The 15,260-nt window shown below is 50.4% G+C and carries 14 protein-coding genes; 2 read left to right on the forward strand and 12 right to left on the reverse strand.

Annotated features, from left to right (window positions below; genetic code table 11):
* Nucleotides 1-246: 246 nt before the first annotated feature.
* From CFK45_RS13590 to gnd, 5 genes are all read right to left on the reverse strand, one after another.
* The gene (locus CFK45_RS13590) at nt 247-852 is read right to left on the reverse strand and encodes a glutathione S-transferase family protein (protein WP_096086988.1); all 606 of its coding nucleotides are present in this window, start codon (nt 850-852) and stop codon (nt 247-249) included.
* Nucleotides 853-882: 30 nt separating this feature from the next.
* Nucleotides 883-1,593, reverse strand: coding sequence for a hypothetical protein (locus CFK45_RS13595; RefSeq protein ID WP_158224708.1), 711 nt, complete (start codon nt 1,591-1,593; stop codon nt 883-885).
* Nucleotides 1,594-1,777: 184 nt separating this feature from the next.
* On the reverse strand, nt 1,778-2,326 hold the full coding sequence (locus CFK45_RS13600; protein ID WP_096086990.1) for a sugar O-acetyltransferase: 549 nt from the start codon (nt 2,324-2,326) through the stop codon (nt 1,778-1,780).
* Nucleotides 2,327-2,415: 89 nt separating this feature from the next.
* Entirely contained in the window at nt 2,416-2,886 is a 471-nt protein-coding gene (locus tag CFK45_RS13605; protein ID WP_096086991.1) for a Dps family protein, read from the reverse strand.
* Between the two features lie 819 nt (nt 2,887-3,705).
* The gene (gene gnd / locus CFK45_RS13610) at nt 3,706-5,160 is read right to left on the reverse strand and encodes a decarboxylating NADP(+)-dependent phosphogluconate dehydrogenase (RefSeq protein ID WP_096086992.1); all 1,455 of its coding nucleotides are present in this window, start codon (nt 5,158-5,160) and stop codon (nt 3,706-3,708) included.
* Between the two features lie 332 nt (nt 5,161-5,492).
* Between gnd and CFK45_RS13615 the strand changes: the two genes are divergently transcribed.
* Nucleotides 5,493-6,584: a polysaccharide deacetylase family protein gene (locus CFK45_RS13615; protein WP_143247590.1), complete on the forward strand. Its 1,092-nt coding sequence runs from the start codon at nt 5,493-5,495 to the stop codon at nt 6,582-6,584.
* 101 nt (nt 6,585-6,685) lie between these two features.
* Here the strand turns inward: CFK45_RS13615 and CFK45_RS13620 are convergent, their stop codons facing one another.
* Genes CFK45_RS13620 through CFK45_RS18920 form a run of 4 tightly spaced genes read right to left on the reverse strand, consistent with a single transcriptional unit; the run spans nt 6,686 to nt 9,449 of the window.
* Nucleotides 6,686-8,050, reverse strand: a complete 1,365-nt coding sequence (locus CFK45_RS13620; RefSeq protein WP_096086994.1) for a TrkH family potassium uptake protein — start codon at nt 8,048-8,050, stop codon at nt 6,686-6,688.
* Nucleotides 8,047-8,700 (reverse strand): potassium channel family protein, encoded by a 654-nt coding sequence (locus CFK45_RS13625; protein WP_096086995.1) that lies wholly within the window; start codon nt 8,698-8,700, stop codon nt 8,047-8,049. Before CFK45_RS13625 ends, CFK45_RS13620 begins: the two co-directional genes overlap by 4 nt.
* A gap of 11 nt (nt 8,701-8,711) precedes the next feature.
* On the reverse strand, nt 8,712-9,269 hold the full coding sequence (locus CFK45_RS13630) for a disulfide bond formation protein B (RefSeq protein WP_096086996.1): 558 nt from the start codon (nt 9,267-9,269) through the stop codon (nt 8,712-8,714).
* A 24-nt stretch (nt 9,270-9,293) separates the two neighbouring features.
* A complete protein-coding gene (locus tag CFK45_RS18920; protein ID WP_414630756.1) occupies nt 9,294-9,449 on the reverse strand; it encodes a DUF5993 family protein in 156 nt (51 codons plus the stop codon).
* Between the two features lie 153 nt (nt 9,450-9,602).
* On the opposite strand from CFK45_RS18920, the gene CFK45_RS13635 reads away from it, so the two are divergent.
* Nucleotides 9,603-10,118: a DUF4136 domain-containing protein gene (locus CFK45_RS13635; RefSeq protein ID WP_158224709.1), complete on the forward strand. Its 516-nt coding sequence runs from the start codon at nt 9,603-9,605 to the stop codon at nt 10,116-10,118.
* A 100-nt stretch (nt 10,119-10,218) separates the two neighbouring features.
* Here CFK45_RS13635 and hemB read toward each other — a convergent pair whose 3' ends face one another.
* The 3 genes from hemB to CFK45_RS13650 form a co-directional block, all read right to left on the reverse strand.
* Complete coding sequence (gene hemB / locus CFK45_RS13640) at nt 10,219-11,214, reverse strand: porphobilinogen synthase (RefSeq protein WP_096086998.1); 996 nt, start codon at nt 11,212-11,214, stop codon at nt 10,219-10,221.
* A 51-nt stretch (nt 11,215-11,265) separates the two neighbouring features.
* Nucleotides 11,266-12,939 carry a hypothetical protein gene (locus CFK45_RS13645; RefSeq protein WP_143247591.1) on the reverse strand — a complete coding sequence of 558 codons (1,674 nt, stop codon included), beginning with the start codon at nt 12,937-12,939 and terminating at the stop codon, nt 11,266-11,268.
* A 107-nt stretch (nt 12,940-13,046) separates the two neighbouring features.
* Nucleotides 13,047-14,936, reverse strand: coding sequence for an alkaline phosphatase PhoX (locus CFK45_RS13650; RefSeq protein ID WP_096087000.1), 1,890 nt, complete (start codon nt 14,934-14,936; stop codon nt 13,047-13,049).
* Nucleotides 14,937-15,260: the final 324 nt, after the last annotated feature.

Below are 15,260 nucleotides of genomic sequence, written 5' to 3' on the forward strand. Positions count from 1 at the left end.
CGTTGGTATTTGCGGCGCACTCACTATAGGTAGTTGGAGCCTATAAGATTTAAGCATGGGCTTGCCAGAGAGCTTGCTTGGGAACTTCCTCAGTATAGCCGCTGCTTATTATTTGCTTTATTTCCTCGCCGGTACTGACACAGCAGCCAATATCGGCCTGCTCATTTGGCCGTAGCTGTGTTAGCCGCCGGCTTAGCTCCGGCAGCTGTTTGATTTATCGCTGTGCTTAATTAGTGTTAACAGGCCCTAGGCTGAGGCCGGTGGGGCGGTGTCGATAAACCATGAGCTTGCGCTAATGGCCTCAAACCACTGTTCAAGTTCTGGGCGCGACTGGCGCCAGTTTAAATCGGGGTGGCGAAAATCGAGGTAACCGAGGGCTGAGGCTAAGCAAAAACTGCTCATGCTGGGTTTTTCTGCACTGCCGCAGTGTTCGAGCTGCAACTGGTCTAGCCCCTGCTCAATCGCTTCGCGCCAGCGCTCTAGCCAGTAGTCGCTTGGCTGGGTGTCGCGCTTTTTTTCAAACATAGAGCTAACTGCCGCGTCGAGTATGCCATTGGCGGTCATTGCCGCTTTGCGCTCGGCATAATAAAAGCGCGAGCCGCGCCGCAACAGGCTCAAGTTACCGTTAACTGTCCACAGGTCATCGAGGTATTCGAGAATCAGCTCGCTGTCAAACAGAGTTAAATCGCCGTTGCGCAGCGCTGGAATTTTACCGAGCGGGTTGTGTTTGCGCAGTTCTTCGCTGCTGAAGCTACACAGTACTAACTCACAGTCGTTAACAAGCCCTGTGTAGTTTAAGAACATGGTGACTTTGCGGGCAAATGGCGAGGTCTGACTGTAGAAAAGCTGCATGCGTATCCCTTACAAAATGGTAGGCCGAAGTTAGAGCTGCAGCTTACAGCGTATTTCGGCATCTTGGTAACTGCAGTTTTTGGTCAGTATGTGGCCCAAGCCGACGCCGATGAACAATATGCCGAGCAGCAAAGCCGCGTGGGCAAGGTTTCTTACTCGCGAGTGGCCGGTCTGTTTGTGTTTGATTTCTTTGGCACTTAGCTTTGCGCGAGCGTTTTGTGTGTTGCCAGGCAGTACTTTGCCTGCCCTGGCTTTAGGCGCGGAGCTTGTTTTTTTTGTTGCCGGTTTTACTTTGCTTTCTAGCTCGATTTCGCCACCGGTTTTGATTTTGCTTTGGTTGCAGTGACGGCACTGGCCTAACTTGTTTAATAGGCGACCACAGTGCCGGCAGTTACCGTCTATCTTGAATAATGCCTTGAGCGCGTCTTCATGGTTTACCTGGGCCTTGGGCGCGCTATTTTTTACCAGGCTCAATACCGGTTTTTCTATTTTTACCAGCAAGCCACAAGCTTCGAGCTTGTTTTTATATAGTTGTGCGGTATTGGCGTTGACATTGGATTTAATAATGAGGCGTTTATCCAGATAACTTTGCGCCTGCTGTTGCTCAATGTTAAGCAAGCTGGCTACTGCGCGCATGACCGTGCCTCGATCAAAATAAGCAATGATGTTTGCTTCAGAGCGTATATTAAATAGGTGGGCGTTATTACTGCTCTCAGCCGGGGATTGTTGAGCGCTCATCATCCGTTTTACATCTTTCTTAACTAAATAACTCTTAAAAACTCTGCAGCACAGAGTTGCAGTGCACATATTAGCGACAATTGCATCGCTGTTGTTCGAGTGCCTGCGTATACATTGTACTGATTTTAAGCGACATTGTTTATGACAGCTGTGGCATCAATGAGCTTATTGTGGATTTTGACGAAAATTAAGTAATGGTTCTTATAAATTTGGCTGGGCAGCCTGCAACTAAAGTATGGGCTTTTATGTTTTTAGTGACGACGGCCCCTGCCGCAATAACGGCACCGCGGCCTATGTGAACACCCGGGCATATACAGGCCTGGGCGCCTACCCATACGCCACTTTCTATCGTGATGCTTTGGGCGTGCTCGTAACCTAAGCGGCGCTGTTTTTCATCGAGTGGGTGATTGGGGCTGGCAATAACAACGCCCGGCCCCAGCAATACGTCGTCGCCAATAGATATTTCAGCGCAATCGAGTATGCAGCAACCGTGATTGGCGTAGAAGTTAATGCCAGTTTTGATGTTGTAACCGTAATCGCAGAAAAAAGGCGCTTCGATATGCGGCTTAGGGCTGTGCTCAAGCAGCTTTGAGAGTATTGCTTGAGCTTCATCAGAGCCCGGCTCGCTGCGGTTGAATTGCCAGCAAAGTTTTTTTGCCCTCAGCCGCTCAGCGCTCAGTTGTTCATCGTTGGCCAGATAAAGTTGCCCGCAGAGCATGCGCTGTTTTTCATCCATAAATACCCCGTTATATATGCAAGTGCCCAAAGCCTGTTGCCGGGCCTTGGGCATAAAAGCAAAAACTAACTGCGGCGCTCGTATCGGCGTTAGGCAATGCTAGAGCGCAGCATCCAAGCTGTTTTTTCGTGTACACGCATGCGGTCACCAATTAATGCCGCGCTGCTTTCATCGTCGGCGTCCTGGGCGACATGCAGGGCGTTGCGAGCGGTGCGCACTACACGTTCGTGGCTGTCGCAGAGTATTTGTACCATAGTTTCTGCACTTGGGACCTCTTCGACTTCTTCTATCGAACTGAGCTCGGCAAATTGTTTATAGGTTCCAGGTGCTTTTACTCCCAGGCTGCGAATTCGCTCGGCAATTTCATCTACGGCGGTGGCAAGCTCGGTGTAATGTTCTTCGAACATTAAATGCAGCTCACGAAAGCGTGGGCCGCTGACATTCCAGTGGAAGTTGTGGCTTTGCAGGTACAGGGTATAGGAGTCTGCCAGCAGTTTTTTCAACTCGTCGGCAACTTCGATGCGTTTTTCACTGTTGATACCAATATTAATAGTGCTCATAACTCTATTCTCCTATTGGGTCCTGGTAATAATTTGGACCACGCTTTTTGAATGCAGTTTCAGTTTATGACCCATCAAACCCTAAAGATATTTGCTTTGTTTTATCTCGACGATAAAGCTTGGCTAAGGAACTAAGTGAGTTTGTGGGTTCAAAAATCGAGGGGCTGCAAATCAGGAAATAACTTTTCCAGACACGACGTGAATACATCCATGTAGTCTCGGCCGCCGCATCCGACTTTGTGCTCCTGCAAAGTCTAATAAGCTACATCCATGTAGCGACCATGCGGCAGACGGTCTGTAAAAGTTATTTCCTAATTCACAGCACTAGAATGTGCCAGCCTTGAAGTGTTGTTATTTTTTGATGGCTACTTTTCGCAAAAGTGATTCAAAGGATTGAGTCTTCAAAGTAATAAATCACTGAAGCCTGATGTATTGACCCAAGCGTACATGATCAGCTATTCACCTTGAGGTGGGCCTATTAGAGGGCTCGCAGATTTACAGGCAAGGTAAGGAAATAAGCCTCACCAGACCGTCTGCCGCATGGTCGCTACATTGATGTAGCTTATGAGACTTTGCAGGAGCATAAAGTCGGATGCGGCGGTCACTAAACTTCTGGAAAGTTTATAACCGCCTTGCGCGCCCGAAGGGGCGAAGGCAGGAAGCCTTCGAGTTCACACTCCATGGATGGGTTTACGGCGAGTCTGGGGAGGCTTATTTCCTTGCCTGATTGGCACCATGTAAAAATACGATTAACAGAAACAAAAAAGCCCGCCTTCTTTGCAGAGGGCGGGCTTTTTATAAGTGCTAACTAATTACGAATTAAACGTCGTAAGTAGTAGAAGCAGTATCGCCACCGCGGCCGGTCCAGTTGGTGTGGAAGAACTCACCGCGTGGTTTGTCGGTGCGCTCGTAAGTGTGAGCACCGAAGTAGTCGCGCTGGGCTTGCAGCAAGTTAGCTGGCAGACGCTCAGTGCGGTAGCCGTCGAAGTAGTTCAGCGCTGCAGTCAAACACGGAGCAGGCACACCATTGGCGATTGCAGTCGCCGCAACATTACGCCAGCCTTGCTGAGCGTTGCTAACGGTATCGCGGAAATAATCGTCGAGCAGCAGGTTGTTCAGGCCTGGGTTCTTGTCGAAGGCTTTTTTGATGTCGCCGAGGAAAGCTGAACGGATGATACAACCACCGCGCCACATCAGAGCGATGCCGCCGTAGTTCAGGTTCCAGTTAAACTCTTTGGCCGCTTCGCGCATCAAGGTGTAACCCTGAGCGTAAGATACGATCTTGGAAGCCAGAACCGCCTGACGCAGATCTTCAATAAAGGCAGCCTTGTCGCCAGTGAAGCTCTTCTCAGGGCCGGAGATAACTTTGCTCGCTTCAACACGCTCGTCCTTCAGTGCAGAAATACAGCGTGCAAATACAGACTCGGCGATCAGGGTAAGAGGAATGCCCAGATCCAGGGCTACAACACCCGTCCACTTGCCAGTACCTTTCTGGCCGGCAGTATCGAGAATCTTCTCAACCAGGGGCTCACCGTCTTCGTCTTTATACGCCATGATGTCGCGGCTGATTTCAACGAGGTAAGAATCCAGCTCGGTGGTGTTCCACTCTTTAAATACTTCGTGGATTTCGTCGGCGTTCATGCCGAGTACTTCTTTCATGATCTGGTAGGCTTCACAGATCAGCTGCATGTCGCCGTATTCGATGCCGTTGTGAACCATCTTCACAAAATGACCGGCGCCGTTTTCACCAACGTAGTCACAGCAAGGCTCGTCGCCTTCAACTTTGGCTGCAATGCCCTGGAAGATAGGTTTAACGTACTGCCACGCTTCGGTAGAACCGCCAGGCATGATGCTTGGGCCGGTCAGAGCGCCTTCTTCACCACCGGATACACCGGCACCAACAAAGTGGATGCCTTTTTCGCGCAGGTAAGCTTCGCGACGGATGGTGTCAGGGTAGTGGGTGTTGCCGCCGTCGATGATGATGTCACCTTCGTCGAGGTGAGGCAGCAGGCTTTCAATGGTTGCGTCGACAGGAGCGCCGGCCTTAACCATGATCATAATCTTGCGAGGTTTCTCGAGAGACTGAACCAGCTCTTCTACTGAGTATGCACCGCGGATGCTCTTGCCCTGGGCGCGACCGTTGATGAACTTCTCAACCTTCTCTGTAGAACGGTTAAAAGCGGTAACGGTGAAGCCTTTGCTGGCCATGTTCAGGATGAGGTTTTCGCCCATTACGGCGAGGCCGATCAGGCCGATATCTGACTTGTCTTTCATAGCGAGAACTGTGCTGTCCTGTGTTGTTTGCCGCGCCCGTGATGCTCAGTACCCTAGAAAGGCGTCGGCGTTGCTGCTACCAAGACTAAAGAAATGGGGCTCCGTGCCCGACTCCGTGGTAGCTTCGAAGGGGGCGCAACCATAGCAGAATTGCCCGCTTTATGGAATCTCACTGCTCTTATAATGAGCAGTATTAGCAGGCAAATTACGGCATTGACGCACTTTTGAACAAATTTAGGGCGCTTAAATTAAGCAAGTTTAAGTTTGTGCCGTTTTACTGGTGTGTCAAACAAGGCCTGCGTCTTAGATTAGCGCCAAAAGATGGAGAATGTATGAAACTCAATGATTTTATCAACGGCTTAGCTTATTGCTTGCCAGCACTTATTTTTTCTCTGCTTTTAGGCTTGGCTGCAAAGGCTCAAGCGCTGGTAATCCTGCAGTATCACCACATCAGTGACAGCGGGCCGGCAAGTACGCGCATCAGCCCCGAACGCTTTATCGAGCATCTCGACAGCATCGAGGCCCGGGGTTATACGGTGATGCCGCTGCCTGAGGTGGCCAAGCTGCTGCGAGACGGCAAGGTGCTGCCTGACAAAAGTGTGGTGCTGACCTTTGACGACGGTTACCGCTCTATCTTTGATAAGGCTTATCCCGAACTGCAAAAACGCAATATGAGTTTTACCGTATTTGTTAACTCCCAGGCGCACGATCAAAACTTGGCCAGCCATATGAGCTGGGATGAGCTGCGCACCTTGGCCGCCAACGGAGCTAGCATCGCCAATCACAGCCACAGCCACGCCTATGTGTTGCGCCGCGATGCAAAGCAAAGTGCCGCTGAGTTCTTTCGCGCGGAAGTTGCGCACGCCGAAAAACGTATTAAAGAAGAGATTGGTTACAGCCTTAAGCTGTTTGCTTACCCTTTTGGTGAATACGACAGTCAAATTCAGGCGCAATTAAAACAGCACAACTACTTAGCTTTTGGCCAGCAAAGCGGCGCTGTTGCCAACAGCGACAGCTTACAGGCTCTGCCGCGCTTTCCTTTTGGTGGCAACTACGGCGATAACAAGGATTTTATGTTGAAGTTAAGCACACTGCCTTTTGACAATATGAAGCTTGAGATAAGTGATGAACAGGGCCGGCCACTAAAACAAATGCAGCTTGCACTCGAGGTAAAAAAACCGGTGCTAACCATGAGCCTGCCCAAAAATATTCCGGCTGAGTCACTAAACTGTTTTGCTTCAATGCAGGGGGCGGCCAACATGGCGGTGCTTAAAGAAAATAAATTAAGAGTACAAGCCAAAAACGATATTGCCATCGGCCGCAGCCGCTACAACTGCACCGCACGCCACCAAAGCGGGCGTTTTTACTGGTGGTCAACAACTTTTGTGCGGCGCGGACAAGATGGGAGCTGGAGGCATTATTAGTGTTAACACTAGGAGAGCGGCGAGTATTTTACTGTTCGCGATATAGCATCTATAAACATATTTTTTGTGTGATGACTGAGGCGCGCCCATCAATCGTAGCGCTAACCAATTTGAAATTCACCGGCGGGATAGCGTATTTGGCGTTTGTGTGGGGTTGCCAGTAGCCAGATTAAGGTTAGTGGCCCGAGGCGGCCGGCAAACATAAGTAAAATAACAACTAGCTGGCCAAAGTGGCTGAGCTCGGTGGTTAAACCGCGGCTGAGCCCGACGGTGCCGACGGCACTGACGACCTCAAAAGATATATCGAGAAACTCTGCATCTTCACTGATGCTCAGTAGAAAAATACCGCCAAATATAACTGCAACTGTAAGCACGGCAATGGCTAGAGCTTTTAAAATTTGCTGTTGATTTAAACGTCGCTGCGCAATAACAACTTCTTCTCGTTGGCGTAAAAAAGCGTAGGTGGCGAAGATTAAAACCACAAAAGTGCCGACTTTAATACCACTTGCCGTGCTCATTGAGCCGCCGCCAATAAACATTAACAGCATGATAAATATCGAGCTTTCATCGCGCAGGGCGGAGATGTCGACAGTATTAAAGCCAGCGGTGCGCGGGCTTAAAGCCTGGAAAATCGAAGCCAGTGTTTTTTCCTGAAAATTTAGCTGGCCGAGGGTACTGGGGTTGTCGTATTCGAGCAGGGCAAAAACGGCGATGGCCACGATGTTAATACACAAGGTCGCACTTAACATCATTTTTGTATACGGGCGAAGCTGGCGCCAGCGTCGTTTGGCCCACAGGTCTGCCAGAACCGCGAAACCCAAACCGCCGACGACAAATAAAAAACACATAACTAAGTTGACGTGAATGTCGCCAACATAGTTGCTCATATTGCGCTGCTCAAGGCCAAAGCCGGCATTGTTAAAGGCTGAAATACTGTAAAAAGCAGCTTCAAATAGTGCGTCGGCCCAACCTTTGGGGTGATACCAGTGCACGGCTAATAACAGCATGCCGAATAGTTCAATAATGAGTGAAAACTTAATAACGATTTTGGCGGCTTGTTTTACATCGGCGATGGCGCTTTGATTTAACGCTTCCTGGGCAATAATGCTGTGTTTTAGGCCGAGCCTGGCGCCGAGCGCGAGCGCAGTAATCACACTAAATGTCATAAACCCGAGGCCGCCAAGCTGGACTAGCAGCATGATAATCACATCGCCAAAACGGGTAAATTCGGTGCCGGTATCTACAACCGCCAAACCGGTAACGGTAACCGCTGACGTTGCAGTAAACAGGGCCTCGAGCCAGCTCAGTGGCAATCGTGTTGCCCACGGTAATTTCAACAGGCAGGTACCAATTAATATTAGTAGCGCAAAGCCGCTGGCCAAAACGGCGGGGGGGCTGAGCAGCTGAGAGGGGCGCGATTTGTGTCGGTGGCGGTGCTGGCGCCCGCGACTTATCCAAGGCCTCATGGTTTTAATCTATACGCGGCTAGGCGTTTTAATTGATCGCGCGGTCCGGCCAGCAGTATTTTATCGTTGTCTTCTAGCGGGTAGTCGTCATCGGGCTTGCAGATAACTTTTTCGGTGCGTTTGATGAGCAGTAAATTGACTTCAACGGTACTTTTTATAAAGCTGCGATAGCGCTCGGCGCATTCTTGCGGCACCGTTAATTCAACCGTAAACCAATTGTTGCCAAGCGCAAGGTAATCTTGTACCAGCGGGTAGCTGATAAATTCAGCGGCGCGCTGCCCCATTTCCGATTCCGGGTGAATAATATTTTTAATACCCTGGCTGCTAAGCAGCAGGTGGTGATCTCGACTAATTGCCTTGGCCCAGATATTTGTTACGCCTGAGTTTTTTAAGTGCAGAACTGTTAATAAGCTCGCTTGAATATCTTCGCCAATGGCAACTAATACGCCGTCAAAATCTTCAAGGTCGAGCTCCTTAATCACACCTTCTTGGCTGGTATCAGCAATAAGTGAGTGGTCGAGCTCGCGGGCAAAACGATCAATCAGGGCGCCGTCTTTGTCGACGCCAAGCACGCTGTGACCGATGCGACTCAAAGCCCTTGCCGCTTGTGAGCCAAATAGCCCCAAACCAATAACGGCGTATTGCGCCATGTTATTTCCCGCTAACTATCTGTATTTAGGAGTTTGTAGTGCTCTGGATTGGCCGGGCACTCTAAAGGGCCACACTCAATAAAAACGGCAAGCATATTTGCGCTGCAAACCAACACGGCCAAAGCTATCGCAATTTTTGCTAATGCACTTTGTTTACCGAATGGTAAGTAGCCTGAGTTTTGGTATTGTTTGTTAAAACTGAGCATCACCGTGGCGCCGAGAATAACCAGCGCAAAGACAACAAAAGCCCAGGTATAAAAATGCATGCCTAAAAATGGTTCACCGTAACCTGGGGTGCCGGGAATCACGTGTAAAGATACTTGCCTTAACGCAAACGTCGCGCCCATAAATGCGCTGAGTATCATAGCGCTGTAGTGAATTAATTTGGGGCCGTAAATAACGTTGGCGATCAAGGTAGTTAGTACGGCAATAAAAGCGACGCGCTGCAATAAGCAAAGTGGGCAGGGTAGGTCGTTTGCGTAGAATTGATCAAAAAAGGCGTAGGTTAAGATAAATGCTATGGCAATAGCGCCTAAGGTATTGAGCAACCTTGATAAATTTTGAGTCACCGTATGCTCCAGTCTATTTCGGTTTTAAAGCAAAATATTCAGCGGGTCAGAGGCGTGATGCATAAACCACAAACTGCTGGCAATACAGGCAAAAACAAAAGTAAAAGCGGCGGGGCGCCACTTATTAAAGATCAGTAAAAAAAGTACGGCTAAGAATAAGCCAAACAATAGTGCCATCATCGCTAATAAATCCCTGTTTTTAGCTCAACCACATTGATTGCATAGTAAAGTAAATGTGGTTAGATTGTAAGCGCAAGGTATTTGTTGGGATTCGTAAAGGGATGAATGAATATGGTTAAGCAGCACTCTCTCAGTTTAGTTAGCGTGTTTTGTGTGACATTGGTATTACTGGTCGCGTGTACAACTAACCCCGTTGTGCAAACTCAAAGTTCTCCGGGGCTTGATATGTCCCGCTACCAAACCTTTGGTTTTTTTTCACCACTAAGTACTGACCAGAATGGTTATTCATCGCTGGTGACGCAGACTTTAAAAGATGCAACGCGCAGTGCTCTTGAGGCAAAAGGTTATGTCTATCAAGAGCAAAACCCATCGATGTTGGTGAATTTCACGACAACCACCAAAGAAAAAATGAACGTCGATAGCGAGCCGGCAATGATGCCGATTTTTCCATTGCGCGCTGGTTTATATGGGCCCTGGGGCGGTTATGGTGATATCGACGTCAATCAATACGAAGATGGAACACTGCTCGTCGACTTAGTTGATGCCAGTAAAAAACAAATGATCTGGCAGGGCACGGCGTCGTCCATTGTTGAAAGTAGCCCCGAGGCGAATAGCAAACATTTGCGAAGTGCAATTAGCGATATGATGGCAAAGCTGCCAGAGGCTTAAGCGGCACAAGTGCGCGATAAGGCTTAAAAACTATAGACAAGTGCAGCACAAATATATTTTTACATTTTGCTGCACTTGTCTTGTAGAAGCGTGCTCTGCTTTAGTTATTTAACAGCTGGGCGGCATCTTTGGCGAAATAGGTCAAAATGGCATCGGCACCGGCACGCTTAAAACACAGCAGGCTTTCCATCACCACCGCCTCGTTTAAATAGCCCGCGTCGATGGCGAGTTTGTGCATGCTGTATTCGCCGCTGACCTGGTAAGCAAAGGTAGGTACTTTAAATTCTTCTTTTACTCGGCGAACGATGTCGAGATAGGGCATACCGGGTTTAACCATGACCATATCGGCGCCTTCGTTGAGGTCGAGTTGAACCTCGTGCAGGGCTTCGTCGCTGTTGGCCGGGTCCATTTGATAGGTGCGTTTATCGGCTTTGCCGAGATTATTCGCCGAGCCGACGGCGTCGCGAAAAGGGCCGTAATAATTAGAGGCGTATTTGGCACTGTAGGCCAAAATGGCGGTATTAATCAGGCCGTGGGTGTCGAGTGCTTCGCGCACGGCGCCTATGCGGCCGTCCATCATATCCGAAGGTGCAATCACGTCGGCGCCAGCTTCGGCATTGCAGCGCGCCTGCAGTTGCAATGCGGTGACGGTCTCGTCGTTTAAGACATAGCCGTCGTCATTAATAATGCCGTCTTGACCGTGAGAGGTATAAGGGTCGAGGGCGCCGTCGCAGATAATGCCCATTTCCGGAAAGTGTTTTTTCACCGCCCGCACAGCGCGCGGCACTAGGCCGTCGGGGTTGTGTGCCTCTTCGCCCTTTAGTGTTTTTAAACTTTCATCGGTATTTGGGAACAGCGCAATTGCCGGGATGCCGAGCTTGAGCAATAGCTCAACCTCTTCGAGTAAACTGTCGATGCGTAGGCGCTCCTGGCCGGGCATGCTGGTGATTGCCTGGCGCTCTTTGCCGGGGCCGTCGAGGATAAACAGTGGGTAAATTAAATCGCTGGCACTTAAGCTGTTTTCTTGCACTAAACGGCGGTTGAAATCGCTAAAGCGATTGCGGCGCAGGCGCGCGGTAGGGAAGGAGCGAGTCATAGCGGAATCCTGGTTGCTGATTCCGCTATGTTAGGTGCTGTTGTCGCTAAATTAAAGCGACGAGTCGGCATCGCTGATAACAGCTTCTGCTTCTTGCCAGTTCAGGCGGATGTCCCACTGATATCGGTGTTCGGGTTTAAGTGGCGCCTGTTCGGTATTCACCTGCTTTAATACATTTGTTGCCGGTGCCAGCACGGCATCGCGGCCGTAGAGGTAGCTCTGCTCTTTAACCACTTCTCTATAAGCTTTGTTTAAAGCCAGCGCACGCTCACGCGATGGGCTAATCAACTCGTAAATACTTTTGGTGCTGAGCACCGCAGCTTTGTTTACCTGGCCTTTGCTGTCAAACCAGCGCTCGAGCATTTCGTCATTTTGGCGAAACTCGTCGCCGCCGCCAACGCGCTCTAGGTAGGTTAAAAATTCACCTTGTTTTTCACCGATATTTGGTACGTCTTTGATGCTTTTTAGGTCGATATAAGCCCAGCCTTTAGCGCCGGCGACTTTGCGCGGAAAGCCGAAGGTCTGATCGATGGTTGAGCCGATCGCTTTGTGGCAGCCGACACAGGCAAATTGTTCTTCGCGGTGCTGCTTGCGCAGCTGGCCTTGTTCATCTTCGATAAAACCGAGCAATAACCAGCCAAAATTATTGCTGATACCTTTGTGTTTTTTATCGACGGCACTGGGCAGGTTTTCGAAGTGCTTTTCTTTGAATTCACCGTAGTAGCGGTTGACTAAGGCGTTGCGCGGCTTAAAGCTCTTTTTAACCATGTAGCGCACTTCTTTCATGCGCGCTGCCGGGCTGGTATTGCCCTGCTCATCGACGTCGATATAGCGCACGGTATGCAAAAACTCGGTGCCTTGGGGGTAGAGCATATGGCTAAGTGCGATGGCGCTGGCATCGCCGAGGTAGTTGTCGCGGCGCTGAATATGCGTGCTGATACTGAGCTCGCCGTCGCCGTCCAGGTCGGCGCCAAGCTTGGTTTCATCAAGCTCGGGGGTATCGATGCTTTGCAGGCCGCTGATCGCGAGTTCCAACAGGCTTAAATTGGCGTAATACAGATCGCGGTTAAACTCTCCGTTTTGTTCAGAAAATGCCGGTGCGAGGCGGATCATGGTATCGTCGCTTGAGCCGTTGGTGGGCCAAAAAGTGCTCGGCAGGGGTTTGTAGTTAAAGGCCACCCAGCGCGAGCCATCGAGGGCGAGGCCGTATTTATCAAAGGCCGCTGCGCCGCTGGCAAGGTTGTTAATTTCCGGCACCACACCCTGCCATTGATCGCTTTTCATCCAGCGTATGAGCTCGCTGTAATTATCCTCGCGTACGTACTCTAAGATTTCTTCATCGCTGACTTCGGCGATGGCTTGACGTCTATCTTTGAACAGGTTTGACCAGCTGTTTGTTTCACCGGCTTCGGAAAAAGCGTAGCTGCCCTGCTGAAAGCCGTCGTGCATCATATTTGTTCGCTGCTCGTCGCTGTAAGTCTGGTGGCAGACATAACAGGGGTTGTGCACGCCGTCGGTTTTTGTATAGCACTGCGGCGGTATCGGCGCCTCGGGGTTGTAGATTTCACCGTGCTCGACATAGGCAAGTGCGGGAATAGCTTCACCTTGTTGGTAGGCCGGCTGAGTCGGCGCAGTTTGTGCGTGAGCCTGTTGTAAAAAAGGGCTAGTTAGTGCGGCAACAACAAGCGCAGGAGCCCAGGAGCGGAACAATATTTGAATTTTCATGCTGAGTTTTATAACTGAGTTTTTAGCTGCGGCTGGGTCTGAGCGCGCAACCAGAAAAGGCAAAAGGAGGGCCGAAGCCCTCCTTATTAGGCAGTTAAGACAGAGTATTAGTCGTTAACTTTGGGGTTGTAGAGCCACAGGGTGTTGTTGTCCTGGAAACCGTCTTCACCGATGATGATGCGGCCGTCGTCCATAACAATAACGTTGTCCGGTTGGCTCAGGGCATTGACGTCGCAGCGCTCGGCACCCTCAAGCGTTGAGCGGTAGGTTGAACCCATTACCACAGGCTCGATACGCTTAACGTCGTAGTCTGCTTCAAGGCGCATGCGGTAAACACCGCCGCAGTCTTTTACGCGCGAGCTCAGTTGGATGTCGCCTTCGTCGTCGATCATGCCTTTATCGAGGTCGGCAATCGCAAAATATACGTAGGCGTCTTTAACATCTTCGCCGGGAACCAAGTCCGTGCCTTCAACGGCTTCTTCAGCGCGTTTGGGGTTAATGTAGATACCTTCAAACTTGCGCCACTCGGCGGTGGCTTCTTTCGCGCGCGCAGCTTTGCGCGATTCGAGAAAGGCAATGCGGTCATCCATAGCTTTACCTGCAGTTACTGAGCTGCCGCCGTCGTTGGTGACGGGGTAGTTAGTCTCTCCTGCGGCCCAGGCCTCGGCGTCTGCATCGGTCAGGTAATTGCTTTGGCCTTCGACAAAACTGCTGTAGTTGATGTTGTCGTACTCGGCGATCCAGCTTTCAATTTCACTGTTGTTGCCGTGGGCGAGCTTTTTCCACTCGATGTCAAAGCCGGTGGTCAGTGGTTCGTTGCTGCCTTTATCTTGAGTCAGCTTTGCGGCGTACAAGGTACCGCTGCTAAGGTCGGCTTCATTGTCGGCAACAAACTTAAAGAACACACCGTTGGTGTCATCCTGGCTCAGGTAAACCGTTTTCTGATCCGGCATCACGATAGAGTTTTCGTGTTCAAAGCGGCCCATGGCGTAGTGCTTGACCGGAACTGGCGCAGCAGAGCTCGGCTCGGTGATCTCGACAATATAGTGGTAGCGATAGGTATTCGGGAATACGTCTGCATCATCGGCTGTGGCGGCATCGTTATCTGTGTACTTGGCCAGCGTGTCGCGGTTTTTGTATTTGTCTTCAGCGGCTGGGTTGTTCCAGTCTGTCGTGTTGTCACCAAAGTTGCCCCACTCTTCAGAGGTCAGCGGCGTGCCCCACGGTGAAACAGAGCCAAAGCAGTTGGCGATGGTGCCGTACTTGCCAAAGTCGATCATCATTACGTCGTCTTCATCGACTGACCAGCGGCCGGTATCGGCGTCTTTCATTATCTTCAAGCGGCTGACACCGCCGGGCACACTTTCCCAGTTGGTGAATAGATAACCTTCGTTGTCCGCAGTTTCGATATAGCCGTTAAAGTCCGGTGAATCGATGATGGCCACTTCGTTTTCGCCACTGGCGTCGAGGATATGACCGAGGCCCTGAGCGAGCTTGTTGTTGTAGGTATCGCCAGTCTGCGCAATCACCTGGTACTGGCCATAGGCAACTTGCACGGTTTCTTGCTCTTGTTCCGTGCGCGGCACCCCGACTGAAACCAAGTTTTTGGGCAGCTTGTTGATGTTGACACCGGTCAGTACACCGACAGTACCGGTGTTAAATACCTTGCCGTCAGCGTCTTGCGCTTCGTTGGTATCTTCGGGGTGCTGTACGTTAAAAAACAGATCGCCGTCTTCGCTGAGGAAGGCCCCGGTAACTTCGGCGCCAGCCGGCACTGTGGCAAGGCGGGTCAGGCCCGGAGTTAACAGGCTGGATTCGTGGCCATCGTTACCGTCTGCACCTTCAGGGCCTGCGACGCCTTCAGGGCCAGCTGCACCCGCGGCGCCGTTTGATCCGTCTTTGCCATCGTCACCGCTACAAGCAAGCAGTGCCAAGCTTGGCACGGCCACAAGTAAGGCGCGGCGAATAGCGCTGCTCAGTAGGTTGTGTTGATACATCTTGTTGTCCCCTTTAATCCACAAAGTAAGTGCGTAAAAACAAGTGCCCTGTGTTTATTGGCCTTTTGTTGGCCCTTTTGTTGGCCTAAGGCAATAAGGCATAAGGCACCTAAGGTCGGTTTGTCCGCGCGCCAGTCTAGGTAGAAGAAATGACACATCTGTGACGGCCAGATGAAGTTTTTTGTGTCGTTTTGAGATCGCGTTAAAACTCTGTATGTCAACTGTTACAAGGCTTTTGGGGGAATTGGGCGTGGCCTCTCAAAAAAAGATACTTTGTAGCAATTTCATAAAAATATCACAGATTTGTAGCGTGTTTTTAACAAA

Origin of the sequence: Agaribacterium haliotis (assembly GCF_002312815.1) — a bacterium.
Classification (GTDB): Bacteria; Pseudomonadota; Gammaproteobacteria; order Pseudomonadales; family Cellvibrionaceae; genus Agaribacterium; species Agaribacterium haliotis.

Coding starts and splice junctions, on each gene's coding strand:
- CFK45_RS13590 (WP_096086988.1), bottom strand. CDS start 852: ATGCAGCTTTTCTACAGTCAGACCTCGCCATTTGCCCGCAAAGTCACC.
- CFK45_RS13595 (WP_158224708.1), bottom strand. CDS start 1,593: ATGATGAGCGCTCAACAATCCCCGGCTGAGAGCAGTAATAACGCCCAC.
- CFK45_RS13600 (WP_096086990.1), bottom strand. CDS start 2,326: ATGGATGAAAAACAGCGCATGCTCTGCGGGCAACTTTATCTGGCCAAC.
- CFK45_RS13605 (WP_096086991.1), bottom strand. CDS start 2,886: ATGAGCACTATTAATATTGGTATCAACAGTGAAAAACGCATCGAAGTT.
- gnd (WP_096086992.1), bottom strand. CDS start 5,160: ATGAAAGACAAGTCAGATATCGGCCTGATCGGCCTCGCCGTAATGGGC.
- CFK45_RS13615 (WP_143247590.1), top strand. CDS start 5,493: ATGAAACTCAATGATTTTATCAACGGCTTAGCTTATTGCTTGCCAGCA.
- CFK45_RS13620 (WP_096086994.1), bottom strand. CDS start 8,050: ATGAGGCCTTGGATAAGTCGCGGGCGCCAGCACCGCCACCGACACAAA.
- CFK45_RS13625 (WP_096086995.1), bottom strand. CDS start 8,700: ATGGCGCAATACGCCGTTATTGGTTTGGGGCTATTTGGCTCACAAGCG.
- CFK45_RS18920 (WP_414630756.1), bottom strand. CDS start 9,449: ATGATGGCACTATTGTTTGGCTTATTCTTAGCCGTACTTTTTTTACTG.
- hemB (WP_096086998.1), bottom strand. CDS start 11,214: ATGACTCGCTCCTTCCCTACCGCGCGCCTGCGCCGCAATCGCTTTAGC.
- CFK45_RS13645 (WP_143247591.1), bottom strand. CDS start 12,939: ATGAAAATTCAAATATTGTTCCGCTCCTGGGCTCCTGCGCTTGTTGTT.
- CFK45_RS13650 (WP_096087000.1), bottom strand. CDS start 14,936: ATGTATCAACACAACCTACTGAGCAGCGCTATTCGCCGCGCCTTACTT.